Raw genomic sequence first — 25454 nt, forward strand, 5'->3', positions numbered from 1 at the left:
GGCATCGCGCAGCAGCGTGGTCTCGCGTCTGCTTCATCCATCCACCCCCGAGGAGATATCCGATGAACCGTTCCAAGCGTCTCACCCTGCAAAGCGCAGCCGCCCTCGCCACCGTCGTGCTCTGCGGTGGTGCCCTGGCCCAGGCCAAGGCCAAGGAAGTGACCTTCGCGCACCAGGACATGCTGGTGCCGCTGCGTCTGGTGATGGAGTCGGGCGAAGTCGAGAAGGCCACCGGCTACAAGATCAACTGGCGCATGTTCTCCGGCGGCGGCGACGTGATCCGTGCCATGGCCTCGGGCGACGTGCAGATGGGTGAGACCGGGTCGAGCCCGCTGACCGCCGCAGCCAGCCAGGGCCAGGACATCCAGCTGTTCTGGATCTCGGCCGACATCGCCGACGCCGAGGCCCTGGTGGCGCGCAACGGCAGCAACATCAACAGCATGAAGGACCTGGCCGGCAAGAAGGTCGCGACACCCTTCGTCTCGACCGCCCACTACCAGCTCATGGCGGCGATGAAGATGGACGGGGTCGATCCGCGCAGCGTCAACGTGATGAACATGCGCCCGCCGGAGATCGCCGCCGCCTGGGAGCGCGGCGACATCGACGCCACCTTCATCTGGGACCCGGTGCTGTCGAAGGTCAAGGCCAACGGCAAGAGCATCGCCACCTCGGGCAGCATCGGCAAACGCGGCGCCCCCACCTTCGAGGGCATCGTGGTCAATGCCAAGTGGGCGGCCGCCAACGAGCCCTTCATGATCGCCTTCGTGCAGGCGCTCAACCGCGCCAACGACGAGTACAAGGCCTCGGCCAAGGGCTGGACCGCGGATTCGCCGCAGGTCAAGGCGATGGCCAAATGGACCAAGGCCGACCCCAAGGACGTGCTGCCGGTGATGGGCCTCTACAGCTTCCCGACCATGGCCGAGCAGCTGTCGCCCGCCTGGCTGGGGGGCGGCGCGGCCAAGGCGATGGCGGGTACCGCGGCCTTCCTGAAGGAGCAGGGCCGGGTGCAGGAGGTCAAGCCCGATTACAGCGCCTTCGTCACCACGACCTACGTCACCAAGGCGATGGCGAAGTAGGCGCGTCATGCCGACGCTCGACATTCGCGACCTCACGGTCAACTACGCGGTCAAGGGCGGCACGCTGCAAGCCCTGGCACCGGTCAACCTGAAGATGCACGACGGCGACTTCGTCGTCGCGCTGGGCGCTTCGGGCTGCGGAAAGACCACGCTGCTCAACAGCATTGCCGGATTCCTCCCGCCCTCGACCGGCGAGATCCTGCTCGATGGCCAGCCCGTGGTCGGCCCCGGCGCCGATCGCGGCGTGGTGTTCCAGAAGCACGCGCTGATGCCCTGGCTCAACGTGCGCGACAACGTGGCGCTGGGGCTGCGCCTGGGCGGCATGGGCCGTGCCGAGCGCGACCGCATCGCCGAGGAGAAGCTCGGCCTGGTCGGTCTCACGCCCTACGCCGACCGCGCCGTCTACGAGCTGTCGGGCGGCATGCAGCAGCGCGTGGGCATCGCGCGCGCGCTGGCCAGCGATCCGGCCGTGCTGCTGATGGACGAGCCCATGGGCGCGCTCGACGCCTTCACGCGCGAGTCGGTCCAGGAGATCCTGCTGCAGGCCTGGTCCAAGTCCAACAAGATGGTGTTCTTCATCACCCATTCGGTGGAGGAGGCGCTGTTCCTCGCGACCCGGCTGATCGTGATGAGCCCGAGCCCGGGCCGCATCTCGCACATCTACGACGACATGCCTTTCTCGCGCCAGTTCCTCGCCCATGGCGACGCACGCAAGGTCAAGTCCGAGCCGGAGTTCATCCGCCTGCGCGAAGAGGTGCTGTCGATCGTCCATCACCGGGAGACCGCCCATGTCTGAAGTCACCGTCGCCGTTCCCGTCGCGGTGCCGCCGCCCTCGACGCCGTCCGCCGCACCCGCGCCGGCCACGGGCGCCACGCTGCGGACCAGCGCGTTCAAGGTGCCGGGCGAAGGCTCCAGCGGCACCATCAGCGTGGTCACGGTGGTGGTGCTGCTCGCGCTGTGGGCCATCGTCACCAACATCGGGTGGATCAAGCCGCTGTTCCTGCCCTCGCCGCAGGCGGTCTTCCAGCAGTTCCACGAGTACCTGACCGGCCAGGCCAACGACAAGCCGCTGTGGCAGCACTTCCTGGCGAGCATGTTCCGCGTGTTCTCGGCCTTCCTGCTCGCGTGCCTGACGGCCATCCCGGTCGGCATCGCGATGGGCATGAGCCGCTGGGCCCGCGGCATCTTCGACCCGCCGCTCGAGTTCTATCGGCCGCTGCCGCCGCTGGCCTACCTGCCGCTGATCATCATCTGGTTCGGCATCGACGAGCTGCCCAAGGTGCTGCTGATCTTCCTGAGCTGCTTCGCGCCGCTGGCGCTGGCCGCGCGTTCGGGCATGCGCAGCGCGTCGCAGGAGCAGATCAACGCCGCCTACTCGATGGGGGCGAGCTACCTGCAGGTGATCCGCCACGTGATCCTGCCGTCGGCGCTGCCCGACATCCTGGTGGGCATGCGCATCGCCATCGGCTTCGGCTGGACCACGCTGGTGGCCGCCGAGATGGTCGCGGCCAACATGGGCCTGGGCCAGATGGTGCTCAACGCCTCCAACTTCCTGCGCACCGACATCGTGATCATGGGGATCATCGTGATCGGCGTGGTGGCCTACCTGTTCGACCTGCTGATGCGCTGGCTCGAACGGCGGCTGGTGCCATGGAAGGGGCGCATGTAGGGCCACATGCAGGGGCGCAGGCGCATGGCCTGCGGACCTCGGCAGATCCTCGGCCCGATCCATCGGCCCGCGGCGGCACAGGGCCTGCTGCGGCGCCGCCATCACGGTGCCCGAGACGATGGGAAGCGCGCACGCCGCGCGCCACTGAAGTCGCCCTCCCTTCGGTCGACTGCGGGCTGGTGTCCGACCGGGTCACGCGGCGGCTGCAGGACTGCCGCGACGTCGAGCGCCGCTGACCGCGGCGACCAATTCGACCGCATCGTCTCCCTCGAGATGCTCGAGGCCGCGGGCCGGCGCCACTGGCCGGCCTGCTTCGACGCCGTGCGCTGGCGCCTGTCGGCCGACGGCGTGGCGGGGGCGCAGGTGACCACGATCGCCGACGCGCACGTCGACCACCGCCGCCGCACGCCCGATTCCATCCAGCGTTTCATCGTCGCGGGCGGCATGCAGCCGTCCGTCGAGGCGATGCGGGCACAGGCGCTCCGCGCGGAGTGCACGCTCGCGCAGAACGAGGCAATGCCATCCACGTGGGCCGAGTGGCGCCACCGCTTTCTCGCGGCCGGGCCGGCCTTCAAGCGAAGGGTTTCGACACCGCCGTCACGCCGATCCGGGCATGCTGCCTGTGCCGCTGCGAAGCGGGCTTCCTGTCGGGACGGCTCGGCGGCGGCCTGTTCACGTTGAAGCACGTCCGGCCGACCACGGCCTGAGACGGCATTCGCCGCCCACAAAAAAGGCCCTCGCATGCGCGAGGGCCTTGTCATTTCAGCGGCTCACCGCAGGGCTTCGCGTCCGCGCGGCTCGGGCGGGTTGCGAACGGTCTCGACCGGGTCGTCGGCAGGCAGCGGCGTGCGTCCGATGAGCCATGCGCACCAGGCGGACACGGCCCCGGCGAAGATCACGTACATGCAGATCTGCCAGGGTTGGCCGCCGCCCGACTTGAGCAGCGCGGTCGCGATGATGGGCGTGATGCCCGAGGCGAAGATGCCCGAGAACTGGTAGACGAAGGAGATGCCTGTGTAGCGCACCTTGGCGTCGAACAGGTCGCAGAAGAGGGCGGCCTCGGGCCCGTAGACCGAGGCGTACAGGATGCCGAACGGAATGATGATGGCCAGCCAGATCATGAACATGCTGCCGCCGCTGTGGGTCATCAGCCAGAACGCCGGGAACGACGACAGCGCCGTGATGAGCGAGCCCCACATGTAGACCCGCGGGCGGCCCATGCGGTCGGACAGCCGGCCGAAGAAGGGAATGAAGAAGCACATCACCACGGCGGCCGCCATCACGCCCAGCAGCGCCTCGGTCCGGCTGATCTTGATGGTGCTCGTGAGGTAGTTGATCGAGAACACGCCGAAGATGTTGAAGAACACGCCGTCGATGTAGCGCGCCCCCATGCCCTTGAGCACGTTGCCCGGATAGCGCCGGAGCATGTCGAAGAAGGGAATGCGCAGCTCGGCGTTCTTGGCCTTCACGGCGGCGAACTCCGGCGTCTCCTGCACGTGCAGCCGGATGTACATGCCGACCACCACCATCACCCCCGAGATCAGGAACGCGATGCGCCAGCCCCAGGCCATGAATTGCTCGTCGGTCAGCAGCCACGACAGCAGCGCCACCACGCCCGAGGCCAGGCACAGGCCGATCGCCAGCCCGATCTGCGGCAGCGAGGCATAGAAGCCGCGCTTCTCCTTGGGCGCGTACTCGTAGGCCATCAGCACCGCGCCGCCCCACTCGCCGCCCAGGCCGATGCCTTGCGCGACGCGCAGCAGCAGCAGCAGCAGGGGCGCCGCGATGCCGATCTGCGCATAGGTCGGCACCAACCCGATCAGGAAGGTGGCCACGCCCATGATCATCAGCGTGATGACCAGCATGCTCTTGCGGCCGATCTTGTCGCCAAAGTGGCCGAAGATCACGCCGCCCAGCGGCCGCGTGACGAAGCCCACCGCGAAGGTGGTGTAGGCCAGCATGGTGGACACCACCGGGTCGCTGCCCGGGAAGTAGAGCTTGTTGAAGACGATGCCCGCCACCACGCCGTACAGGAAGAAGTCGTACCACTCGATGGTGGCGCCGACCAGCGCCGATACCACCACCTTGCGAATCTTCTTCTCTTCCGCTGTCGTTGCACTCATGTGTTTGTCTCCAATGAAGTGTCGTTGGGATGCCCTCGAAGGGCCTGCGCGCTCTACCGAAATCGTGCGGGTTGCCTTGCGTCTTCGCGGACCATGTCGACGGCCTTCTCGGCCATCATCACGACCGGCGCGTTGGTGTTGCCCGAGACCAGCGTGGGCATTGCCGAGCAATCGATGACCCGCAGGCCCGCGATGCCGTGCACGCGCAGCCGCGCGTCGACCACGGCCAGCGGGTCGTCGCCCATGCGGCAGGTGCCGCTGGGATGGAAGATGGTGGCGCCGTGATCGCGGCAGAACGCGAGCAGCTCCTCGTCGCTCGCGGCCTGCGGGCCGGGCTTGACCTCGCGCTTCACGTAGGGGCGCATGGCCGGCGCATCGGCGATGGCACGCGCCGCCTTCAGGCCGGCCACCGCGGTACGGCGGTCGAGTTCGGTCGCCAGGTAGTTCGGTTGCATCGACGGCGGTTCGAAGGGATCGAGCGAGCGGATGCGGATGTGGCCGCGCGATTCGGGCCGCAGCTGGCACACCGACATCGTGAAGCCGGAGTAGGGGTGCACCCGGCCGCCCGCCATGTCCGCCGAGAGCGTGGCCACATGGAACTGGATGTCGGGCGTCGCGCTCACGGGGTGGCCGTGTTCGTCCTTCAGCGCCTGCATGAAGCAGCCGCCCTGGTTGATGCCGATGGCCAGCGCGCCGGTGCGGTGCAGCAGCCACTCCAGCCCCAGCCGGGCCTGGCCGACCCACGAATTGAGTTGGTCGTTGGTCGTGATGGGGCGCGTGCATTCGTAGCCCACGCGGATCTGCAAGTGGTCCTGCAGGTTCTCGCCGACACCGGGCAGGTCGTGCAGCACCGGCACGCCCTGTGCGGCGAGCAGCGCGTGCGGGCCGATGCCCGACAGCTGCAGCAGCTGCGGCGACTGGATGGCACCGGCCGACAGCAGCACCTCGGCGCGGCAGCGGGCGGTCTTCATCTCGCCGCCCTGGCGGTAGTGCACGCCCACCGCACGACGGCCTTCGGTCAGCAGGCCCGCCGCGAAGGCCTCGGTCTCGATGCGCAGGTTGGGCCGGCGCCTGACCGCCGGCGGGAGGTAGGCCTTGGCGGTGCTGCAACGCAGGCCGTGGTGGGTGTTGAGCTGGAAGTAGCCCGCACCTTCCTGGCGTGCGCCGTTGAAGTCCTCCGTGCGCGGTACGCCGATCTGCTGCGCGCCGTTGATGAAGGCCTCGATCAGTTCATGCCGCGCGCCGATGTCCGACACCTTGAGCGGACCGTCGCCGCCGTGCAGCGGGCTGCTGCCGCGCTGGTTGCCCTCGGAGCGGATGAAGTAGGGCAGCACCTCGTCGTACCCCCAGCCCGCGTTGCCCAGCGCGGCCCAGTGGTCGTAGTCCTCGCGCTGGCCGCGGATGTAGATCAGGCCGTTGATCGAACTGCTGCCGCCCAGCGTCTTGCCGCGCGGCCAGTAGATGCGGCGGCCGTTCATGTTCGGGTCGGGGTCGGTCTCGAAGCGCCAGTTGACATCGGGGCTCCACATCGTCTTGCCGTAGCCGATGGGCAGATGGATCCAGGGCGAGCTGTCGCGCGGGCCGGCTTCCAGCAGCAGCACGCGGGTGGCGGGGTCTTCGCTGAGTCGGCCAGCGAGCACACAGCCCGCCGAACCGGCACCCACCACGATGTAGTCGAATTCGTTGAGATTCATTCCGGGCCCGGGTTGCAATGGAACAATCGCCGCATCGGCCCGGATCGTAGGTCAATGATTTTCGGAACGCAACGTTCCACTTTAGAGGTTTACCCGCATGACGTCTTCACGACGCGACGCTGCTGTCGTCCCGTTTTCCCCGCCCGAGGCGCTGTCCGCGGAGGGCGCAAGCGGCTCCTCGGCCGAGCGCAGCCTGCGCCTGCTGGCGCTGCTCGCCAGCGAGGGCCGGGCCCTGACGCTGGCCGATCTCGCGGCGCGTCTGGCCCTGCCCAAGGGCACCGCGCACCGCATCTGCACGCAATTGCTGGCCGCCGGGTTCCTGGCGCGCGACGTGGACGAGCGCGCCTTCAGCGTCGGTCCGGCGCTGCGCCAGCTGGCCTTCGACACGCTCAACCACGGCGTGGTGCGCGGACTGCGCCACGACGTGTTGTCGGAGCTGGTGCGGCAGGTCGGCGAGACCTGCAACTTCACCACCCTCGACGGCACCCAGGTGCTCTACCTCGACCGGGTGGAGGCCCAGTGGCCGTTGCGCCTGACGCTCGAGATCGGCTCGCACGTGCCGCTGCACTGCACCGCAAGCGGCAAGCTGCTGCTGGCCCAGATGCCGCGCAAGGAACGCGACGCCGTGATCGCCGGCCTCACGCTGACGCGCATGACGCGCAACTCGATCGTCGCCGCGTCCCGGCTGCGCGCCGAGTGCGATGCCATCATCGAACGCGGCCATGCCTGCGACAACGAGGAGTTCATCGCGGGACTGGTGGCGGTAGCGGTCCCGGTGCGCAACGCGGCCGGCGCGGTGCGTGCCGCGATCGCGGTGCACGCGCCCACGGCGCGCATGTCGCTCGACGAGGCGCTGGGGCAGCTCGACGCGCTGGAGGCCGCGGCGCAGCGCATGGGCACGCTGCTCTGAGCGGCGTGGCGGCCGGGGCTACGCCAGCAGGCCGTACAGCGACCGCAGCACGCTCACCGCCGCCAGCCCGATCAGCAGGTTGAGCACATGCCGGCGGAACTGTTCGGGCGAGACGCCCGCGAACGAGCGCCCGCCGAACCAGATGCCCACGAGCATGGCCGGCGCCAGCCACACCGCCCAGCGCAAGGTCTCAGGGCCGAGCAGGCTGCCGCTCGCATGGGCCGCGCCGGGCATCAGCGCCGCACTGGCCAGCGCCACCACGTCGCTGAACAGCAGCAGCGCGATCATGGTGGCGCGCAGCCGCGCCGGCGGCATGTTGACGGTGCTCAGCAGCACGGCCAGCGCGATGCCGCCGATGGCGGCCACGCCGTTGATGAAGCCCGACAGCACGCCCGCCAGCAGCCGCACGCCGCGGGTCGGCAGCAGCGCCGCGCGGTAGCCGCGTCGAAGCAGCAGGGCCGCGGCCATCAGCAGCGCGCCGATCAGCAGGCGCAGCGGCGTCTCGGGCAGCCAGGCCAGCAGCGCGACGCCGACCGGGATGAACAGCAGGTTGCCGAGCGCGAGCCAGCCGATCCAGCGCATGTCGACATCGCGCGCGATGCCGCGCAGCTGGCTCAGGCTCGCCAGGATCTCGAGCGCGAAGATGGCGGGCACCACCTTCGCTGGCGAGACGATCAGCGACAGCCCGGCCACCGAGATGGCGGAGAAGCCGAAGCCCGCGAAGCCGCGCACCATGCCCGCGGCGAACACCACGCACAGGCTGTAGGCGAGCAGCAGCGGCGGCAGCGGCGCATCGAGCAGCGCCGTCATTCGAACAGGGGCGCGAGCCGCAGCCGCTGCACCTTGCCCGACGGCCCGCGCGGCAGGTCGTCCACGAAACGGAAATGGCCCGGCGTCTTGAAGCGGCCCAGCGTGCCTTCGCAGAAGGCGCGCAGCGCGGCCTCGCTGCAGTCCGCGCCCTCGCGCAGCACGATGCACACCCCGATCTCCTGGCCGTAGTGCCGGTCGGGCACGCCCACGGCCGCGGCCTCGCGCACGGCCGGGTGCTGCAGCAGTGCCTCGTCGATCTCGCGCGGCGCGATGTTCTCGCCGCCCTTGATGATCAGTTCCTTGATGCGGCCGGTGATGAAGAAGAAACCGTCGCCGTCGCGGTGGCCCAGGTCACCGGTGCGCAGCCAGCCATCGGGCGTGAAGCTCTCGCGCGTCGCCTCGGGGTTCTTGTAGTAGCCGCGCATCACGTTGGGGCCGCGCAGCGCGAGCTCGCCGGTCTGGCCATCGGCCACCTCGTCCAGCGCAGCATCGATCACGCGCGCGTCGCAGCCCGAGGCGCGGCCGACCGAGCCGAGCTTGCGTTGCGCCGCCACCATGGGGTTGGAGAAGGCGGGGGCCGCGGTTTCGGTGAGGCCCATGGTCTCGACGATGCCGATGCCGAACATCGCCTCGAATGCGCGATGGTGCTCGGGCGCCAGCGCGGCCGAGGCCGAGCGGCAGAAGCGCAGGCCGGCGGTCAGTGCGCGCGGCACCGGACCGCCCTCGAGCAGGTAGGAAATCATCGTCGGCACGACGTTGATCCAGGTGCAGTGGGTGGCCGCGGCCTGCGTCCAGAAGCGGCCGGCCGAAAAGCGTGGCGGCATCGCCAGGCTGCCGCCGTGCGCCAGCGGCGCCAGCATGGTCACGACGAAGGCGTTGATGTGATAGAGCGGCAACACCGCCAGCACGCGGTCCGCGGGCGTCAGGCCATGCTCGAGGCCGATGGCGTGCGCGTTGGCGGCGAGGTTGGCCTGCGTCAGCATCACGCCCTTGGGCTGTCCGGTGGTGCCCGAGGTGTACATCAGCAGCGCCAGTGCGTCGGGCGACGGGGGTGGCAGGTCGACGGCCGTCGCCGCCGGTTCGCCGGGCAGCGTGGGGGCGTCGGGGTCGACGACCCACACCGCCACCGTGCGCTCGACGGTCTCGAGCATGGCGCGCACGCGCGCCTCCCATTCGGGTGCGACGCACACCACGCGGCAGTCGGAATGCGCCAGCACGTAGCGCATCTGCTCGGGCTGGGCCACCAGGTTCACCGGGTTGACGCACAGGCCTGCATGCAGCGCGCCCAGCAGCAGGCGCAGCGTCTGCAGGCCGTTGGGCATCACCAGCGACACGGTGTCGCCTTGCTGCGCACCCTGGGCCTGCAGCAAGGCGGCTGCGCGTCGGCAGCCCTGGGCCAGCTGCGCACAGTCGATGGTCGGCTCGGCCGACTCGGTGGAAAGCGCATAGACGGCGGTCGGCCGCAGGCGCGCCTGCTGCTCGATCAGCGCATGGACGGTGGTGGCCGCCGCCGGCGGCATCGCGGCATTCACGCGGCACCGTGCCGGGCGAAGAAGGCGCCGAAGATCTCGTCTTCGGTCGGCATGCGCTCGGGGATGGGCCGCGAGATGCGCGTGATGTTGAGGTAGTGCCGGTAGTTCATGTTCTCGGAGAAATTGTTCTTGCCCCAGGTGCCACAGCCCATCGAGAGCGAGAAGGGCAGGCCGTTGTCGAAGTTGCCGCCCGTGGCCAGCGCATGCGGCTGGTCGACGATGACGCGCGACACCGGCAGCGTGAGACCGAGGCGCAGCGCGCGCTCGGGCACTGCACTGTGCAGGCCGACCGAGTGGCCCGCGCCCTCGTAGCCGTAGATGCGCTCGACCGTGGCGGCGGCGGCATCGAAGTCGGCGGCCCCGTACACGGTGAGCACCGGGCTGAGCTTCTCGCCCGAGAACGGATGCTCGGGGCCGACGCCTGCCTCGTCCACCATGAGGATGCGCGGATCGCGCTCGGCGATGGCGAGCCAGGCGGCGCGGCCCGCCGCATCCTGTGCTGCCGCGCGCTGTGCGATGACGCGGGCCGATTGGCCGATCACCGCAGCCGACAGCCGCCCTTCCGGCCACATCAGCGATTGCAGCACGCGCTTTTGCGACGCGTCGAGCATCACCGCGCCGCGCGCCTCGAGCGCGGCCAGCAGTGCGGGGCGTGCGGCATCGACCACCACCAGGCTGTTCTCGGCCGAGCAACTGGTGGCGTTGTCGAAGGTCTTGGAGCGCAGGATGCGGTCGGCCGCGAGGGCCGGGTCGGCGGTCTCGTCGACGATGCTCGCCACGTTGCCCGCGCCCACCCCGAAGGCCGGCGTTCCGCTGGCGTAGGCCGCGCGCACGTTGGCCTGCGAGCCGGTCGCGACCACCAGGTCGCACAGCGTCATCAGTTCGGCGGTCGACTGCTTGCTGACCGGCGAGGGCAGCAACTGCACCAGGTCGCGCGGTGCGCCGATGCGGTCGAATTGCGCATGGATGAACGCGATCAGCCGCGCCGCGGTGGTCCAGCCCTTGGGCGAGGGCGCGACGATGACGGCATTGCGGCCCTTGAGCGCATTGATGATCTTGTTGGCCGGGGTCGCGCCCGGATTGGTCGACGGCGTGACGGCGCACACCACGCCCACCGGTCGTGCGATCTCGACGATGCCCCGCGCGTGGTCTTGCGCGATCACGCCGACCGAGCGCGTGCCCTGCAGGTCGCGCAGCAGGCCGAGGGTCTTGCGGTGGTTCTTGCGCACCTTGTCCTCGACGTTGCCCACGCCGGTGTCGGCCACCGCGAGCGCGGCGAGCTCGCGGTTGCGGCCGGGCTCGATGATCGCCCAACCGGCGGCCGTGACCACCATGTCGACCTGCTCCTGCGACCAGGTGTCGTAGATGCGTTGCGCGGCGCGCGCGCGCCCCACGAGATCGGCAATGGGGCTCTGTGCGGAGGAGTTCGAGTGGTCCATGGTCTTCATTGGTTGCTGCGAGATGCATTCTCACGGGACACACCGCCCCGGACGGGCCGGGGCGGCACCGGTCAATCTACCTTGATGCGGGCCTCTTTCGCCAGCTTGGCCCAGCTCGCCAGCTCGGTGTCGACCACCTTGCCCAGCGCCTCGGGCGGGCCGCCCACGCCTTCGCTGCCCTGGGCCAGCAGCCTGTCGCGGATCTCGGGTTCGCGCACGACGGTGTTGATGGCCTTGTTGAGCTTGTCGATCGCGGCCCTGGGCGTCTTCACGGGCACGAACATCGCGTACCAGGAATCGACCTCGAAGTCGGCGATGCCGGCCTCCTGCATGGTGGGCACGTCGGGGAAGGCCGCGCTGCGCTGGGTGGTCGAGACGGCCAGCGCCTTGAGCTTGCCGGCCTTGACGAACTGCGCAGCCGCAGGAATCGACACCCACAGCAGCGGCACCTGGCCGCCCATCACATCGGTCACGGCGGGTCCGCCGCCGCGGTAGGGAATGTGCGTCATGCGGGTGCCGGTGCGCAGCTTGAGCAGCTCGCCCGCCAGGTGCCCGGGCGAGCCGTTGCCCACCGAGGCGAAGGAGATCGTGTCCGGCTGGGATCGGGCCAGCGCCACCAGCTCGGCCACGGTGCTGGGCGCGAACTGCAGGTTCGCCACCAGGATCTGCGGCAGCGATGCCACCATGCCGACCGGCTCGAAGTCCTTGGCCGTGTCGAAGGGCAGCTTGGGGTAGATGCTCGGGTTGATGGTGTGCGAGGACAGGGTGAACAGCACGGTGTAGCCGTCCGGCGCCGCCTTGGCCGCTGCGTCGGTGCCGATGGAGCCGGCCGCGCCGCCGCGGTTGTCGATCAGCACCGGCTGGCCCATCAGGGTCTGGAAGCGCTCCTGCACGATGCGTGCGATCACGTCGGTGCCGCCGCCGGGCGGGTAGGGCACGATGAGCTTGATCGGTCTGCTCGGGTAGTCGGTGCCGTTCTGGGCCGGTACGGCGCTAGCTGCGAGCGCGACGGCGGCCAGGAGGCCGGCCCGCAGCAGGGGGACGAGTCGATTCATTCTGCATGTCTCCGTCTTGGGGGGTGAGCGCCGTTGGAAGGCGCGTCGCAGACGCCGGCCCGTGCCGGTAGCCCAGCGTGCCGCTGGCGTCGCGCGCGCAGGACATGACCTGTTCGGCGAGTTCGCGTGCCTGGGTGCGTGCAAAGCGGATCGAGGGCACGCTCATGCCCAGGGCGGCGACCGCCTCGCCTCGCGCATTGAAGACGGGGACGCCGAGCCCGCAGACCCCGAGGCGCCATTCCTCGCGGTTCTCCGCAAAGCCGCGGCTGCGCGTGCGCACCAGCTCGGCCTGCAGCGCGTCGAAGTCCAGGATGCTGTGCGGCGTGTGGGCCACCAGCGTGCCCAGCCGTTGTCGCAGCGCGGGCAGGTCGAGCTGCGCGGCCGCCAGCAGCGCCTTGCCCGAGGCCACGCAGCAGGCCGGCGCGCGCCCGCCGATGCGCGAGTACGCCGCCACCGGCAGCGGGCTGTCGAACTTGTCGAGGTAGACGATCTCCGCGCCGTCGAGCGTGGCCAGGTGGATGGTCTCGCCGGTGGCCTGTGCCAGCGCCGCGAGGTGCGGGCGCAGCAGCGCCGTGATGTCGGACACCTCGGCCACGAGCGCGCCCAGCTCGAACAGCCGCAGGCTCGGCCGGTAGGCGCTGGTGGCCGGGTCCTGCGTGGCCCAGCCGCATTCGACCAGGGTCTTCAGCGTGCGATGCGCGTTGCTGCGCGCCATGCCGAAGGCCTGGGCGAGATCGGTCACGCGGCAATCCTGCTGCCGGCGAGTCATCCATTCGATGGTGGCGAGGCCCTTGGCCAGTGTGGAGTCCATGCTGCAAAAAATCGGTTGTGTTCTAAATATCAGAACGTTGTTCGTGAATGTGGAACAACTTTAGGCAGACGGACGGGCGCTGTCAACCGCGCCGGCCGCGGGGTCGTCCGGGCCCTACCATCGGCAGCCAGGGGAGCCGACGCACCGATGCATGCACGGAGGACATCACCATGCGCGTGAATATCTGGAACGGCCTGCGCCTCGCGCTGGCGCTGCTCACGCTGGCGGCCATCGGCCGGCAACTGGCGATCCATCTCGCGCTGGGTTTCCCGGCGCTCAACTTCTTCAGCTACTTCACCAATCTGTCGAACCTGTTCGCGGCGGTCGTGCTGTGCGGCGTGGCCTGGCGCGCCAGCAGTGGCCGCGAGCCCCGGCCCGCCGCCGACCTGCTGCGCGCGATGGCGGTGGTCGACATGGTCGTGGTCGGCATCGTGTTCGCGCTGCTGCTGCGCGACGTCGACCTCGGGGCGCTGCGGCCGTGGATCAATGTCCTGCTGCACGGCGTGATGCCCTGCGCGATGCTGATCGACTGGCTGCGCGTGCCGCCGGTCCGCCCGCTCGGCGTGCATGCCTGGTGGCTCTGCCAGGCCGTTCCGGCCGCCTACCTGGCGTACGTGCTGCTGCGCGGTGCCGCGACCGGCTGGTATCCCTATCCGTTCCTGGTGCCGGCCAAGGTCGGCGGCTACGGCGGCGTGGCGCTCTATGCGGTGGGCATCGCGCTGACCTTCGCGCTGGTGGGCTGGGCCGTGCTCGCGCTGGGGAACCGGCGGGCGCGGACCCTGGCCTAGCCTGGCACTGCGCCGGTGCTGGCGCGCTGCATCAACGTGACCGGCAAGGCCCGCAGCGGGAGCTCGGGCCTGCCCTGCAGCTGTGCCAGCAGGCGGTGTCCGGCCTGCTCGCCGATCTCGCGGATCGGCAGGTGCACAGTGGTCAGCGGCGGGTGCAGGTAGGGCGCGAAGTCGTTGTCGTTGAAGCTCGCGATCGACAGCCGGCGTGGCACCTCGATGCCCGCCTGTGCGAGTGCGGAGAGCGCGCCTGCGGCGAGGTAATCGCTGCCGCAGACGATGGCGGTGACCGGAGGCTGGCGCCGTGCGATGGTGTTCATGGCGTCGAAGCCTTCGCGGAAGCCGTGCTCGGTCTCGCTCATCGCGTCGTCGCACAGCGTCAGGCCCCGCTTGGCGATGGCCAGGCCCAGGTCGCGCAGTCGGCGCCGGGCGCGTTCGCTGTCGACGGTTCGGCCGCCGATGTAGCCCAGGCTGCGGTGGCCGAGTGCAGCCAGGTGGTCGACCACGAGGGCCGCCGCCGCGTATTCGTCGAAGCCTACGCTGTGGCCACCGGACTCGGGCGGCGCCCACATGGTCACGAACGGCGTGCGGTGGGCCGCGAGCATGGCGAGCACCTGCGGTGGCTGCTCGGCCCCAAGCAGCGCCACGGCGTCGACGCCGCGCTCCAGCAGGGCGCGCAGGATGCCCGTCTCGTAGGCGGGCCGGGGGTCGGGCGCCGACAGCAGCAGCGTGTAGCCCTCGGCCGCCAGCGTGCTCTCGAGCGCCTGCACCAGCGCGGGGAAGGACGAACTTCCAAAGCGCGGGACGATGGCGCCGACCGTCATGGTGCGGCGCATGGCCAGCGCGCGGGCCGCGCCATTGGTCACGTAGCCGAGCCGCTCGACCGCCGCCATCACGCGCAGCCGCGTCGCCTCGCTGATCATGTCCGGCCTGCTGAGGGTGCGCGACACGGTGCCGGTGGAAACACCGGCCAGGCTGGCGACGTCGGCGAGCGAGGCGGCGCGTGGGGTGTCGGGGGAAGAGGGTGCGTTCATGTGCGGCGGCGGCAGTGCACGGATCTTAGCCGTCGTGCAAGCGCATGCAGCGCCTCGGTGCTAACCCGAAGACGGGCACCGGCCAATCAGGCCTATCCTTCATGCAAGCGCTTGCATAAAGCGCTGGACGGGCGACTCCGAAACGCCCGCACGCCCCACCTGCTGGAGACACACCATGAAGCCGACCGTGCATTCCCGTCGTTGCCTGCTCGCCATCGCCGCCGTGGCCTGCGGCCTTCTCGCGCCCCCCGCTGCCTTCGCCCAGGCGGCGACCTGGCCGATCGCGGGCAAGCCGATCCGCATCGTGGTGCCGTTCCCCGCGGGCTCGGGTTCCGACGCGACCGCGCGCGTGATCGCCAAGCTGATGACCGACGAGCTCGGCGGCGCCAACGTCATCGTCGACAACAAGCCCGGTGCCGGCACCTTCATCGGCGCGCAGGACGTGGCGCGATCGCCGGCCGACGGCCACACGCTGCTCTACACCATCGTCATCACGCACACGCAGAACCCGCACCTCTACGCCAAGCTTCCCTACGACCCGGTGCGGGATTTCACGCCGCTCGCCCAGATGGTCAAGTCGGCCACGGTGCTGATCGCACCGCCCGATGCGCCCTTCAACAACGTGCAGGAGCTGGTGCGCTATGCCAAGGCCCATCCGGGCCAGCTCAACTACGCCTCGTTCTCCCAGGGCTCGACCTCGCACCTCAATGGCGAACTGCTGCAGATGCGCACCGGCACGAAGATGACGCACGTGCCCTACAAGGGCACGGCCGACGCTTCGCGCGCGCTGGTGGCGGGCGAGGTGCAGCTCTACTTCGACGGCACCGCGACCGCGGTGCAGCTGATCAAGGCCGGCAAGGCCAAGGGCCTCGGTACGGCGACGCCCACCCGCGTGCCGGTGCTGCCCGACCTGCCGACCATCGGCGAGCAGGGCGTGAAGGGGCTGGACATCGTGGGCTGGCAGGGCCTCTTCGGACCCGGCGGCATGGACCCGGCGGTGGCGAAGAAGATCGGCGACCTGCTCGCGAAGATCGCGCGCTCGCCCGACATGCTGAAGCTCATCGAGACGCAGGGCAACGAGCCCTCCGGCGTCGCCGGCCCGGCCTTCGCCGCCATCGTGAAGAACGACAGCGAGCGCTGGGGCGAGGTCATCAAGGCCGCCAACATCAAGCTGGACTGAAAGAAGAGGAATTTCCATGTTCGACACCATCATCCGCGGCGGCACGCTCGTCGACGGCAGCGGGCAGCCGCGTTTCACCGGCGACATCGGCATCCGCGAGGGGCGCATCGCCGAGGTCGGCGGCAAGCTCGGCGCGGGCCGGCGCGAGATCGACGCCAGCGGTGCCATCGTCACGCCAGGCTGGGTCGACGTGCACACGCACTACGACGGCCAGGTCACCTGGGACCCGTACCTCAGCCCGTCGACCGACCATGGCGTGACCAGCGTGGTGATGGGCAACTGCGGTGTCGGCTTCGCGCCGGTGCATGCCGACAAGCGCGATTGGCTGATCAGCGTGATGGAGGGGGTGGAAGACATCCCCGGCACCGTGCTGGCCGAAGGCATCGACTGGCAGTGGGAGAGTTTCCCCGAGTATCTCGATGCGCTGGAGCGCATGCCGCGCGCGCTCGACGTGGGCGCGCAGATCCCCCACTCGGCGCTGCGCACTTACGTGATGGGCGAGCGCGGCATCACGCACGACGAGGCCACGCCGGCCGACATCCAGGCCATGGTGGCGCTGGTGCGCGAAGGCATGCGCGCCGGCGCGCTGGGCTTCTCGACCAGCCGCACCATCATCCACAAGTACGAGGGCCGCAAGTACCCGCCGGGCACCTTCGCCTCGCCCGACGAGATTCTCGGCATCGGCCGCGTGCTGGGCGAGGTCGGCCACGGCGTGTTCCAGATGACCTCGAACCACTACCAGATGGAAACCGAGCTGCCCTGGATGACGCAGCTGGCGCGCGACAACAACCTGCCGGTGGCCTTCGCGCTGGTGCAGACCGACCAGACGCCCGACACCTGGAAGCGGCTCTTGGCCGCGCTCGACGAGACGCACCGCCAGAACGTGCCGCTGTACGGCGCGGTGGCCGGGCGGCCGGCCGGCATCCTGATGGCCTGGCTCGGCTCCACGCACCCCTTCATGAGCCACCCGCTGTGGCAGCAGATCGCGCCGCTGGCGTGGCCCGAGAAGCTGGCACGCCTGCGCGAGCCCGCGGTGCGGGCGCAGTTGACGGACATGGCGGCGCTCATGGGGTCGGCGCAGTACGACACGCGTACCGCCTACCTGACCCAGAGCTTTCACAAGATGTATGCGCTGGGCGCCGAGCCCGACTACGAACCGCCGCAGTCGCAGAGCATCGCCGCCATCGCGCAGCGCGATGGCCGCACGCCGCTCGAGGTGGCCTACGACATGCTGATGGACCTGGACGGCAAGGGCATCGTCTACTTCCCCAGCTTCAACTACGCCTACAACGACCTCAGCCAGCTGCATACCGAACTGCAGCACCCGCGCACGATGATGAGCCTGGCCGACGGCGGGGCGCACTGCGGCTACATCTGCGATGTGAGCATGCCCACCTACATGCTCACTCACTGGGCGCGGGACCGGCGGCGCGGCCCGACGCTGCCGCTCGAACTGATGGTGCAGCGGCAGACGCGCGACACCGCCCGCATCTACGGCATGGAAGACCGCGGCCTGCTGCAGCCGGGCTGCCTGGCCGACATCAACATCATCGACTTCGATCGCCTGCGCATTCCGCCGCCGTACGTGGCCTTCGACCTGCCCGCCGGCGGCCGCCGGCTGGTGCAGACCGCCGAGGGCTACCGCGCCACGCTGAAGGCCGGCGAGACCATCATGGAGGACGGCGAGCGCACCGGTGCGCTGCCAGGCAGGCTGGTGCGCGGGCCGCAACGGCGAGCCTGAGGCCGCGGGGGCGGTCCCACCGTTTCGCAGCGCCTCGCCGCGCGGTCCGGGGGCACCGGTCGGTCAGCGGCGCAGCCACGCCATCAGTCCCACGATCTCCGCGAACACCGCGTTGCCCACCGAGGCGGCCACGTCGATCACCTGGCTGTTGCGGTAGCAGAGGCTCAGGTCCAGCCCGACACCGATGCCGCCGATGGCGATGCGCCCGGCCTGCTCGTGGCGCGCCACCACGTCGCGCAGGTGATGGTCGAGGTAGTGGGCGTCGTTGGCGAGTTCGGTGGCGCTGTCCATCGGCGAGCCGTCGGTGATCACCAGCAGCAGCTTGCGCTCCTCGCTGCGCGCCAGCAGGCGGGTGCAGGCCCAGTCGACCGCCTCGCCGTCGATGCCTTCGCGGAACAGGTCGGCTTTGAGCAGCGCCGCGATCGACGGGCGGGCACGACGCCAGGGCGTGTCGGCGCTCTTGAACACCAGGTGGCAACGCTCGTTGAGCCGGCCCGGATGGGGCGGCTTGCCGGCGCGCTGCCAGTCGCGCCGTGCGCGGCCGCCGTTCCAGGCGCCGGTGGTGTAGCCGAGGATCTCGCTGGCCACGCCGGCCTGTTCGAGCGCACGGGCGAACACGTCGACCAGCATCGCGACGGATTCCGCGTGCTGCTTCATCGAGCCCGAGCAGTCGATCAGGAAGGCGAGGGCGCAATCGGCCACGGGCGCCACGCGCTCCGTGCGGAACAGGCGCCGTTCGGCGGGCGACGCGATCAGCTGCGCCAGGCGGCGGCCGTCGATGTGGCCTTCCTCCTGGCCGCTGTCCCAGCCGTCGCGTGCGGGTCGGGCGAGCAATGCGCGCAGCGTGCGGGCCAGCCGCGCGACGTTCACGCCCTGGTCCGCGATGCGGCGGTCAAGCTGCTCGCGATGGGCGCCGAGCACCTGCTTGCGTGCCAGCGTCGCGGCCTCGTGCTCGCGGTCCCAGGCGGTCGTGAAGACGCGGTACGCCCCGACGGCATCGTCGAGCACCTGGCTGCGGCCCGACGGGGCGGTGGTGATGCGCTCGACGACGTCGGCATCCATGTCGGCCACCAGGCTGAAGAGGCCGCGTCGGGTCTCGGCCTCGGCGCGCGCCGTGCCGGCGTCGGGTTCTTCTCCGGCATCGGCCAGCAGCTCCGCGACGGTGCGGGCGATGGCACGCGCGTGCACCGCGTAGGCGGCCTGGTCGGTGCGGTCGCGGCGCAGGCCGGCGAGGGCATGGCCGATGCGCGGCGACAGCGCGAAGCGCGTGGCCTCGAGCATGTCCTCGGTGGCCTCCACCACCTGCTGGCCGCTCACGCGGGCACGGCAGATCTGCGCCACTGCGTAGACCAGCAGCCCGCGCGCGGTGTCGGTCATGCCCGCGTGGTGGAAGGCCAGCGACCAGGCCTCGTGCCGGTGGCGCAGGTTGTGCACCATGCCCGGCATGGCCTCGGGCGCCAGGGCCTCGACGCGGAACTGCTCCAGCATCTCGAACAGGAAGCGCTCGACCGGTGGCTCGGGCTTCAGCCTGTCATGCAGCGCCGCGTCGGACCGCGACAGCCGAAGGCCGAGGCCGTCGGCCACGCCGCGGAAGGAACCGAGGTCGTCGGTCTCCGGCGACGGGTGCAGGTGCGGCGCAAACCAGGGCAGGGGATCGCGACCGCGGTGCAGCCGGCGGCCGCGGAAGTGCAGGTCGCGCTCGCCGCTGACCGCGCGCACGACTGCTGCGCACAACTCGTCCAATTGCTGCGCGTGGCGGATGCGCTGCTGCAGGTCGTTCACCGGGCGGCCCTCCGGACGACACCCGCGGGCCCGGCGGTGTTCACAGGTCCCGGTCGAAGCAGCGCTGGAAGTACTCGCCCACCAGCGGTCGTTCGGCCTCGTCGCACTTGTTCACGAAGGACAGGCGGAAGGCCAGCGCAGTGTCCTGGAAGATCTCGACGTTCTCGGCCCAGGTGATGACGGTGCGGGGCGACATCAGCGTCGACAGGTCGCCCGCGGCGAAGCCCTTGCGCGTGAGTTCGGCCACCGCCACCATCGAACGCACGAGCGCGCGGCCGGCGTCGTCGGCCAGCGCAGGCACGCGTGCCTGCACGATGGCCACCTCCTCGTCGGCCGGCAGGTAGTCGAGCGAAGCGACGATGTTCCAGCGGTCGATCTGCGCGTGGTTGAGCCGCTGCGCGCCGTGGTACAGGCCATTGAGATTGCCCAGGCCCACGGTGTTGGCCGTGGCGAACAGGCGGAAGAAGGGGTGCGGGCGCAGCACGCGGTTCTGGTCCATCAGCGTGAACTGGCCGTCGCGTTCCAGGATGCGCTGGATCACGAACATCACGTCGGGCCGGCCGGCGTCGTACTCGTCGAAGATCAGCGCCACCGGCCGCTGCAGCGCCCAGGGCACGATGCCTTCCTGGAACTCGGTGACCTGCTGGCCGTCGCGCAGCACCACGGCGTCCTTGCCCACCAGGTCGAGCCGGCTGATGTGCCCATCGAGGTTGAGCCGCACGCAGGGCCAGTTCAGGCGCGCCGCGATCTGTTCGATGTGGGTCGACTTGCCGGTGCCGTGCAGGCCCTGCACCATCACGCGCCGGTCGCGCATGAAGCCGGCCAGGATGGCGAGCGTGACATCGGGATTGAAGCGGTAGACCGGGTCGATCTCGGGCACGTGGGCGTCGCGTTCGCTGAAGGCCGGCACCTGCAGGTTGCTGTCGAGGCCGAAGGTGTCGCGCACGCTCAGCAGGTGGTCGGGCCGGCGTTCGGTGATGTCGCTCATGGGGTGCTCTTTCCGGCGGGCGCCGAGGACTTCAGGCCTGGGCGCGGCGCTCGGGGTCGGCGTCGGCGGCGATGCGGCTCAGTGCCTGGGCCGCGCGCTGCAGCGCAGGCATCAGCGCCTTCGCCTTGGGCAGGTCGAGCCGCATGATCGGCGCCTGCACCGCCACGCACAGGTTCGACGGCCCGCTCGCGCTCGGCACCAGCGCCGCGATGCACAGCAGGCCGGGCAGGAACTCCTCGTTGTCGATCGCAAAACCGTCCTTGCGCACGCGGGCGATCTCGCGCTCGATCTGTGCCGGGTCGGTCATCGTCTTGGGCGTGTAGGCCTCGAGCGTGCCGTTGGCCAGCAAGCGGCGGCGCTGGGCCGTCTCCATCTGCGCCAGGAAGATCTTGCCGCTGGCCGAGCAGTGCACGGGCACCCGCGAGCCCGGGTGCAGGTAGAAGCGCAGCGGCGCCACGGTCTCTACCCGGTCGAGGTAGACCACCTCGCTGCCGGAGAGCGCGGTGATGTTGCAGCTCTCGCCGACCTCTTCGACCAGGCGCCGCAGCACCGTGTGGCGCGCGCCGTGCAGGCTGTCGTTGAGCAGCAGGTTCTCGGCGAGCCGGCGCAGCCGTGTGCCCATGCCGTAGTGGCGGCCGTCGACCTCGCGCTGCAGCAGCCCCGTGCTCTCCAGTTGTTGCAGCATGCGGTGCAGCGTCGGCTTGGGCAGGCCGGTCTGTTCGACCAGTCCCTGCAGCGAATAGAGCTGGTCTTTCGCGGCAATGGTTTCGAGCAGCCCGAACAGGCGCATCGCGGGCGTGTCGGCGCTGGCATCGACGCCTTCGGGCCGCACCTCGGTCTTGGAACTCTTGACGATCTTCATGGCGCCTGATCATACTGAATTACAAAAAACAGTACATGGTGTTCCGTTTTTTTGAAATTGTTTGACGCAAGCACGGCGGCACCCTATAGTCGCCGCCAGGAGAAAACGGAACCATATGTTCCATGTTTTTGAACCCCGGCAAACCGCCCATCCCGACCCCAGGAGACAGACCATGAGCCAGCAGCCCCCCGCCACCGCCGCCCGCGCCGCCGTCACCGGCGTGCAGAAGATGACCCCCTCCGAAGCCTTCGTCGAGACGATGGTGGCCCAGGGTGTGACCGAGATGTTCGGCATCATGGGCTCGGCCTTCATGGACGCCATGGACATCTTCGCACCGGCGGGCATCCGCCTGATTCCGGTGGTGCACGAGCAGGGCGGCGCCCACATGGCCGACGGCTATGCCCGCGTGTCGGGCCGCCACGGCGTGGTGATCGGCCAGAACGGGCCGGGCATCTCGAATTGCGTGACCGCGGTGGCCGCCGCCTTCTGGGCCCACAGCCCGGTCGTGATGATCACACCCGAGACCGGCACCATGGGCATGGGCCTGGGGGGCTTCCAGGAGGCCAACCAGCTGCCGATGTTCCAGGAGTTCACCAAGTACCAGGGGCATGTGGTGAATCCCAAGCGCATGGCGGAGTTCACGGCGCGCTGCTTCGACCGCGCCATCTCCGAGATGGGGCCGACGCAGCTCAACATCCCGCGCGACTACTTCTACGGCGAGATCCAGTGCGAGATCCCGAAGCCGATGCGCGTGGAGCGCGGTGCCGGCGGCGAAAACAGCCTGAAGGCCGCGGCTGAGCTGCTGGCCACGGCCCGTTTCCCGGTCATCCTGTCGGGCGGCGGGGTGGTGATGGGTGATGCGGTGGAGGAGTGCAAGGCGCTGGCCGAGCGGCTGGGCGCGCCGGTGGCCAACGGCTATCTGCGCAACGATTCGTTCCCGGCCAGCCACCCGCTGTGGGCCGGCCCGCTGGGCTACCAGGGTTCGAAGGCCGCGATGAAGCTGATCGCGCAGGCCGACGTGGTGATCGCGCTCGGTTCGCGCATGGGCCCGTTCGGCACGCTGCCGCAGCACGGCATGGACTACTGGCCCAAGGACGCGAAGATCATCCAGGTCGAGGCCGACCATACCAACCTGGGCCTGGTGAAGAAGATCACCGTGGGCATCCACGGCGATGCCAAGGCCACGGCGAAGGCGCTGCTGGCGCTGCTCAAGGACAAGACGCTCGTCTGCGACGCGAGCAAGGCCGAGCGCGCCGCCACGATCCAGTCGGAGAAGGCCGCCTGGGAGAAGGAACTCGACGAGTGGACGCACGAGCGCGATCAATACAGCCTCGACGCCATCGAGGAGGCCAAGGGCGAGAAGACCCCGACCGGCGGCAGCTACCTGCATCCGCGCCAGGTGCTGCGCGAGCTGGAGAAGGCGATGCCGCCGCGGGTGATGGTGTCGACCGACATCGGCAACATCAACGCGATCGCCAACAGCTACCTGCGCTTCGACGAACCGCGCAGCTTCTTCGCACCTATGAGCTTCGGCAACTGCGGCTACTCGCTGCCCACCATGATCGGCGCCAAGTGCGCCGCGCCCGACCGCCCGGCGGTGGCCTACGCCGGCGACGGCGCCTGGGGCATGAGCATGGTGGAGATCATGACGGCGGTGCGCCACGACATTCCCGTGACCGCGGTGGTATTCCACAACCGGCAGTGGGGCGCCGAGAAGAAGAACCAGGTCGACTTCTACAACCGCCGCTTCGTGGCGGGCGAACTGGAGAGCGAGAGCTTCGCCGGCATCGCACAGGCCATGGGTGCCGAAGGCATCGTGGTGGACCGGCTCGAGGACGTGGGCCCGGCGCTGAAGAAGGCCATCGACATGCAGATGAACGAAGGCAAGACCTGCGTCATCGAGATCATGTGCACCCGCGAGCTGGGCGACCCCTTCCGCCGTGATGCGCTGGCCAAGCCCGTGCGCTTCCTCGACAAGTACAAGGACTACGTCTGAGCGCGCGCTGACGGCCATCACGCCATGACGCCAGCGCTGCTCCCCGAGACCGGCGCGGCGGCCACGCATCCCCGGCTCGACGACCTGGTTCGCCGAGCGCGGGAGCGCGCGGCCGACGCGCCCCTGCGCATCGCGCTGGTCTATCCGTGCGACAGCGCCGCCATCGACGCGGCGGCGCGCATCGCCGACGCGGCGCTCGCCGTGCCGGTGCTGGTCGGCCCGCATGCGGCGATCGCCAGGGCGGCGCAGGCCGCCGGCATCGACCTCGCCCGCTTCGAGATCGTCGACAGCGCCGAAACGGAAGCGGGGCCGGCGGACGCCGCGCGCCGTGCCGTCGCGCTGGTGCGCGAGGGCAGGGTGCAGGTGCTGATGAAAGGCTCGCTGCACACCGACGAACTGATGTCGGCCGTGGTCGACCGCGCCCATGGCCTGCGCGGCACGCGCCGCATCAGCCACATCTTCCTGTTCGACCTGCCGCGCTATCCGAAGCTGCTCGGCCTGGCCGACTGCGTGGTCAACATCGCGCCCGACCTGAAGACCAAGGGCGACATCCTCGGCAATGCGGTCGACCTGCTGCAGGCGCTGGGCATCGCGCGGCCCAAGGTCGGCATCCTCGCGGCGGTGGAGTCGATCAACCCCGGGATCCCTGCGACGCTCGACGCGCAGGCGCTGGTCGCCATGGCCCGGGAGGGGGCATGGCCCGGCGCCTGGGTCGAGGGCCCCTTCGGCTTCGACAACGCGATCTCGGCCGAGGCTGCGCGCATCAAGAAGATGGAGTCGCAGGTCAGCGGTGACGCCGACCTGCTGATCGTGCCCGACCTCAATGCCGGCAACATGCTCTACAAGAGCTTCAACTACCTCGGCGGCGGCGAGTGCGCGGGGCTGGTGCTGGGCGCGCGCGTGCCCATCGTGCTGACCTCGCGCGCCGATTCGGTGCTCGCACGCATCGCGTCGGTGGCGTTGGCGGTGCTGGCTGCGCCTCGCTGAGGCTCGCAGGAGGCCGGGCCGGAGCGCGCACCGCTGCGCGGACGAAGGCTCAGAGCGAGGCCCTCATGCAGTGTTCGATGAAGGCGAGCGCGCTGCGCCCCAGGTGCTTGTCGCGGTGCGTCACGATGGCCAGGTGGCGCAGAGCCTTGGGCAGGCGGGTGCGCAACTCCACCAGCCAGCCCTGCTCCAGCGCTTCCGCCACGGCATAGCGCGACACGCAGCCCAGACCCACGCCGCGCGCAACGAACTGCTTGATCGCCTCGGTGCTGCCCAGCTCGAAGCCGACGTTCAACCGGCCGAGGTGCTCCAGCAGCCAGCGGTCGGCGGCCTCGCGCGTGCCGGAGCCGCGCTCGCGCAGCACCCAGTCGGCTGCCCGCAACTGGCGCAGGCCCGCGACCTGCCCGGCAAGCGGATGGGTCGGCGAGGACACGATGACCATCTCGTCGCTGAGCCAGCGCTGCGTCGAGAGTTCGGGGTGCGTCTGCGAGCCCTCGATGAAGCCGAGGTCGACGTCGAAGCCGGCCACCGCCTCGATGGCCTGCGTGGTGTTGCCGATCTGCAGCCGCACCTGGCTGTCGGGGTGCGCATCCTTCCAGCTGGCGACCAGGTCGGGCAGCAGGTACTCGCCGATGGTGAAGCTGGCCGCCATGCGCAGCGGCGCGGGATGCGCATTGGCGAACAGCGACTGCATGTCGGCCGCCTGTTCGAGCAGTGCGGCGGCCTTGGCGCGCAGCGCATGGCCGTTCTCGTTGAGCAGCAGCCGCCGCCCGACCCGGTCGAACAGGTTGACGCCCAGCACGGCCTCGAGTTCGGCGAGCGAGGCACTGGCGGCCGATTGCGAACGCGCCACGCGCGTGGCGGCGGCGCGCGTCGAACCTTCGCGCGCCGTGGCGACGAAGACTTCGAGCTGGCGCAGGTTGAGGCGCAGGCGCGAATCGGTCGATTGATCGGTTTTTCGGGTCACGATAAGAAATATTCT

At 69.9% G+C, this 25454-nt stretch carries 22 protein-coding genes; 10 read left to right on the plus strand and 12 right to left on the minus strand.

Annotation, left to right across the window (positions count from 1 at the left end; genetic code table 11):
• The first annotated feature begins 62 nt into the window (after nucleotides 1-62).
• From tauA to K0H49_RS30735, 4 genes are read left to right on the plus strand one after another with little or no spacing between them, the layout of a single operon-like run.
• Nucleotides 63-1076, plus strand: a complete 1014-nt coding sequence (gene tauA / locus K0H49_RS21355; RefSeq protein WP_219216752.1) for a taurine ABC transporter substrate-binding protein — start codon at nucleotides 63-65, stop codon at nucleotides 1074-1076.
• Between the two features lie 7 nt (nucleotides 1077-1083).
• Nucleotides 1084-1872: a taurine ABC transporter ATP-binding protein gene (locus K0H49_RS21360; protein WP_219216754.1), complete on the plus strand. Its 789-nt coding sequence runs from the start codon at nucleotides 1084-1086 to the stop codon at nucleotides 1870-1872.
• On the plus strand, nucleotides 1865-2746 hold the full coding sequence (locus K0H49_RS21365) for an ABC transporter permease subunit (protein WP_219216756.1): 882 nt from the start codon (nucleotides 1865-1867) through the stop codon (nucleotides 2744-2746). The genes K0H49_RS21360 and K0H49_RS21365 overlap by 8 nt, the downstream gene beginning before the upstream one ends.
• 24 nt (nucleotides 2747-2770) lie before the next feature.
• Nucleotides 2771-3427 carry a class I SAM-dependent methyltransferase gene (locus K0H49_RS30735; protein ID WP_257625058.1) on the plus strand — a complete coding sequence of 219 codons (657 nt, stop codon included), beginning with the start codon at nucleotides 2771-2773 and terminating at the stop codon, nucleotides 3425-3427.
• A gap of 89 nt (nucleotides 3428-3516) precedes the next feature.
• Here the strand turns inward: K0H49_RS30735 and K0H49_RS21375 are convergent, their stop codons facing one another.
• A complete protein-coding gene (locus K0H49_RS21375) occupies nucleotides 3517-4869 on the minus strand; it encodes an MFS transporter (RefSeq protein WP_219216759.1) in 1353 nt (450 codons plus the stop codon).
• A gap of 53 nt (nucleotides 4870-4922) precedes the next feature.
• Nucleotides 4923-6563, minus strand: a complete 1641-nt coding sequence (locus K0H49_RS21380; RefSeq protein WP_219216761.1) for a GMC family oxidoreductase — start codon at nucleotides 6561-6563, stop codon at nucleotides 4923-4925.
• Between the two features lie 97 nt (nucleotides 6564-6660).
• On the opposite strand from K0H49_RS21380, the gene K0H49_RS21385 reads away from it, so the two are divergent.
• Nucleotides 6661-7473: an IclR family transcriptional regulator gene (locus K0H49_RS21385; protein WP_219216763.1), complete on the plus strand. Its 813-nt coding sequence runs from the start codon at nucleotides 6661-6663 to the stop codon at nucleotides 7471-7473.
• 18 nt (nucleotides 7474-7491) lie between these two features.
• Here the strand turns inward: K0H49_RS21385 and K0H49_RS21390 are convergent, their stop codons facing one another.
• From K0H49_RS21390 to K0H49_RS21410, 5 genes are all read right to left on the minus strand, one after another.
• A complete protein-coding gene (locus K0H49_RS21390) occupies nucleotides 7492-8283 on the minus strand; it encodes a TSUP family transporter (RefSeq protein ID WP_219216765.1) in 792 nt (263 codons plus the stop codon).
• Nucleotides 8280-9803, minus strand: coding sequence for an AMP-binding protein (locus K0H49_RS21395; protein WP_219219065.1), 1524 nt, complete (start codon nucleotides 9801-9803; stop codon nucleotides 8280-8282). The genes K0H49_RS21390 and K0H49_RS21395 overlap by 4 nt, the downstream gene beginning before the upstream one ends.
• An 8-nt stretch (nucleotides 9804-9811) precedes the next feature.
• Entirely contained in the window at nucleotides 9812-11254 is a 1443-nt protein-coding gene (gene sauS, locus K0H49_RS21400; protein WP_219216767.1) for an acylating sulfoacetaldehyde dehydrogenase, read from the minus strand.
• A 71-nt stretch (nucleotides 11255-11325) separates the two neighbouring features.
• A complete protein-coding gene (locus tag K0H49_RS21405; protein WP_219216769.1) occupies nucleotides 11326-12309 on the minus strand; it encodes a tripartite tricarboxylate transporter substrate binding protein in 984 nt (327 codons plus the stop codon).
• A complete protein-coding gene (locus K0H49_RS21410) occupies nucleotides 12248-13120 on the minus strand; it encodes an IclR family transcriptional regulator (RefSeq protein ID WP_219216771.1) in 873 nt (290 codons plus the stop codon). The genes K0H49_RS21405 and K0H49_RS21410 overlap by 62 nt, the downstream gene beginning before the upstream one ends.
• Nucleotides 13121-13290: 170 nt before the next feature.
• On the opposite strand from K0H49_RS21410, the gene K0H49_RS21415 reads away from it, so the two are divergent.
• Complete coding sequence (locus tag K0H49_RS21415) at nucleotides 13291-13908, plus strand: Pr6Pr family membrane protein (RefSeq protein WP_219216772.1); 618 nt, start codon at nucleotides 13291-13293, stop codon at nucleotides 13906-13908.
• Here K0H49_RS21415 and K0H49_RS21420 read toward each other — a convergent pair.
• Nucleotides 13905-14939, minus strand: coding sequence for a LacI family DNA-binding transcriptional regulator (locus K0H49_RS21420; RefSeq protein ID WP_219216774.1), 1035 nt, complete (start codon nucleotides 14937-14939; stop codon nucleotides 13905-13907). The two genes, K0H49_RS21415 and K0H49_RS21420, sit on opposite strands and share 4 nt — an antisense overlap.
• A 175-nt stretch (nucleotides 14940-15114) precedes the next feature.
• On the opposite strand from K0H49_RS21420, the gene K0H49_RS21425 reads away from it, so the two are divergent.
• A complete protein-coding gene (locus tag K0H49_RS21425; protein ID WP_219216775.1) occupies nucleotides 15115-16119 on the plus strand; it encodes a Bug family tripartite tricarboxylate transporter substrate binding protein in 1005 nt (334 codons plus the stop codon).
• A gap of 16 nt (nucleotides 16120-16135) precedes the next feature.
• Nucleotides 16136-17860 carry an N-acyl-D-amino-acid deacylase family protein gene (locus tag K0H49_RS21430; RefSeq protein ID WP_219216778.1) on the plus strand — a complete coding sequence of 575 codons (1725 nt, stop codon included), beginning with the start codon at nucleotides 16136-16138 and terminating at the stop codon, nucleotides 17858-17860.
• 63 nt (nucleotides 17861-17923) lie between these two features.
• On the opposite strand, the gene K0H49_RS21435 is transcribed toward K0H49_RS21430, so the two are convergent.
• Genes K0H49_RS21435 through K0H49_RS21445 form a run of 3 tightly spaced genes read right to left on the minus strand, consistent with a single transcriptional unit; the run spans nucleotide 17924 to nucleotide 21492 of the window.
• Nucleotides 17924-19642 carry a cobaltochelatase CobT-related protein gene (locus K0H49_RS21435; RefSeq protein ID WP_219216779.1) on the minus strand — a complete coding sequence of 573 codons (1719 nt, stop codon included), beginning with the start codon at nucleotides 19640-19642 and terminating at the stop codon, nucleotides 17924-17926.
• A 40-nt stretch (nucleotides 19643-19682) separates the two neighbouring features.
• Nucleotides 19683-20630, minus strand: a complete 948-nt coding sequence (locus tag K0H49_RS21440; protein WP_219216781.1) for an AAA family ATPase — start codon at nucleotides 20628-20630, stop codon at nucleotides 19683-19685.
• Between the two features lie 31 nt (nucleotides 20631-20661).
• The gene (locus K0H49_RS21445) at nucleotides 20662-21492 is read right to left on the minus strand and encodes an IclR family transcriptional regulator (protein WP_219216783.1); all 831 of its coding nucleotides are present in this window, start codon (nucleotides 21490-21492) and stop codon (nucleotides 20662-20664) included.
• A gap of 172 nt (nucleotides 21493-21664) precedes the next feature.
• Between K0H49_RS21445 and xsc the strand changes: the two genes are divergently transcribed.
• Both xsc and K0H49_RS21455 read left to right on the plus strand, forming a co-directional pair.
• A complete protein-coding gene (gene xsc / locus K0H49_RS21450) occupies nucleotides 21665-23488 on the plus strand; it encodes a sulfoacetaldehyde acetyltransferase (protein ID WP_219216785.1) in 1824 nt (607 codons plus the stop codon).
• Nucleotides 23489-23512: 24 nt separating this feature from the next.
• Nucleotides 23513-24475 (plus strand): bifunctional enoyl-CoA hydratase/phosphate acetyltransferase, encoded by a 963-nt coding sequence (locus K0H49_RS21455; RefSeq protein WP_219216788.1) that lies wholly within the window; start codon nucleotides 23513-23515, stop codon nucleotides 24473-24475.
• 49 nt (nucleotides 24476-24524) lie between these two features.
• On the opposite strand, the gene K0H49_RS21460 is transcribed toward K0H49_RS21455, so the two are convergent.
• Entirely contained in the window at nucleotides 24525-25439 is a 915-nt protein-coding gene (locus tag K0H49_RS21460) for a LysR family transcriptional regulator (RefSeq protein ID WP_219216797.1), read from the minus strand.
• Nucleotides 25440-25454 lie beyond the last annotated feature (15 nt).

Source organism: Variovorax boronicumulans, from assembly GCF_019352895.1.
Taxonomy (GTDB): Bacteria; Pseudomonadota; Gammaproteobacteria; order Burkholderiales; family Burkholderiaceae_C; genus Variovorax; species Variovorax boronicumulans_A.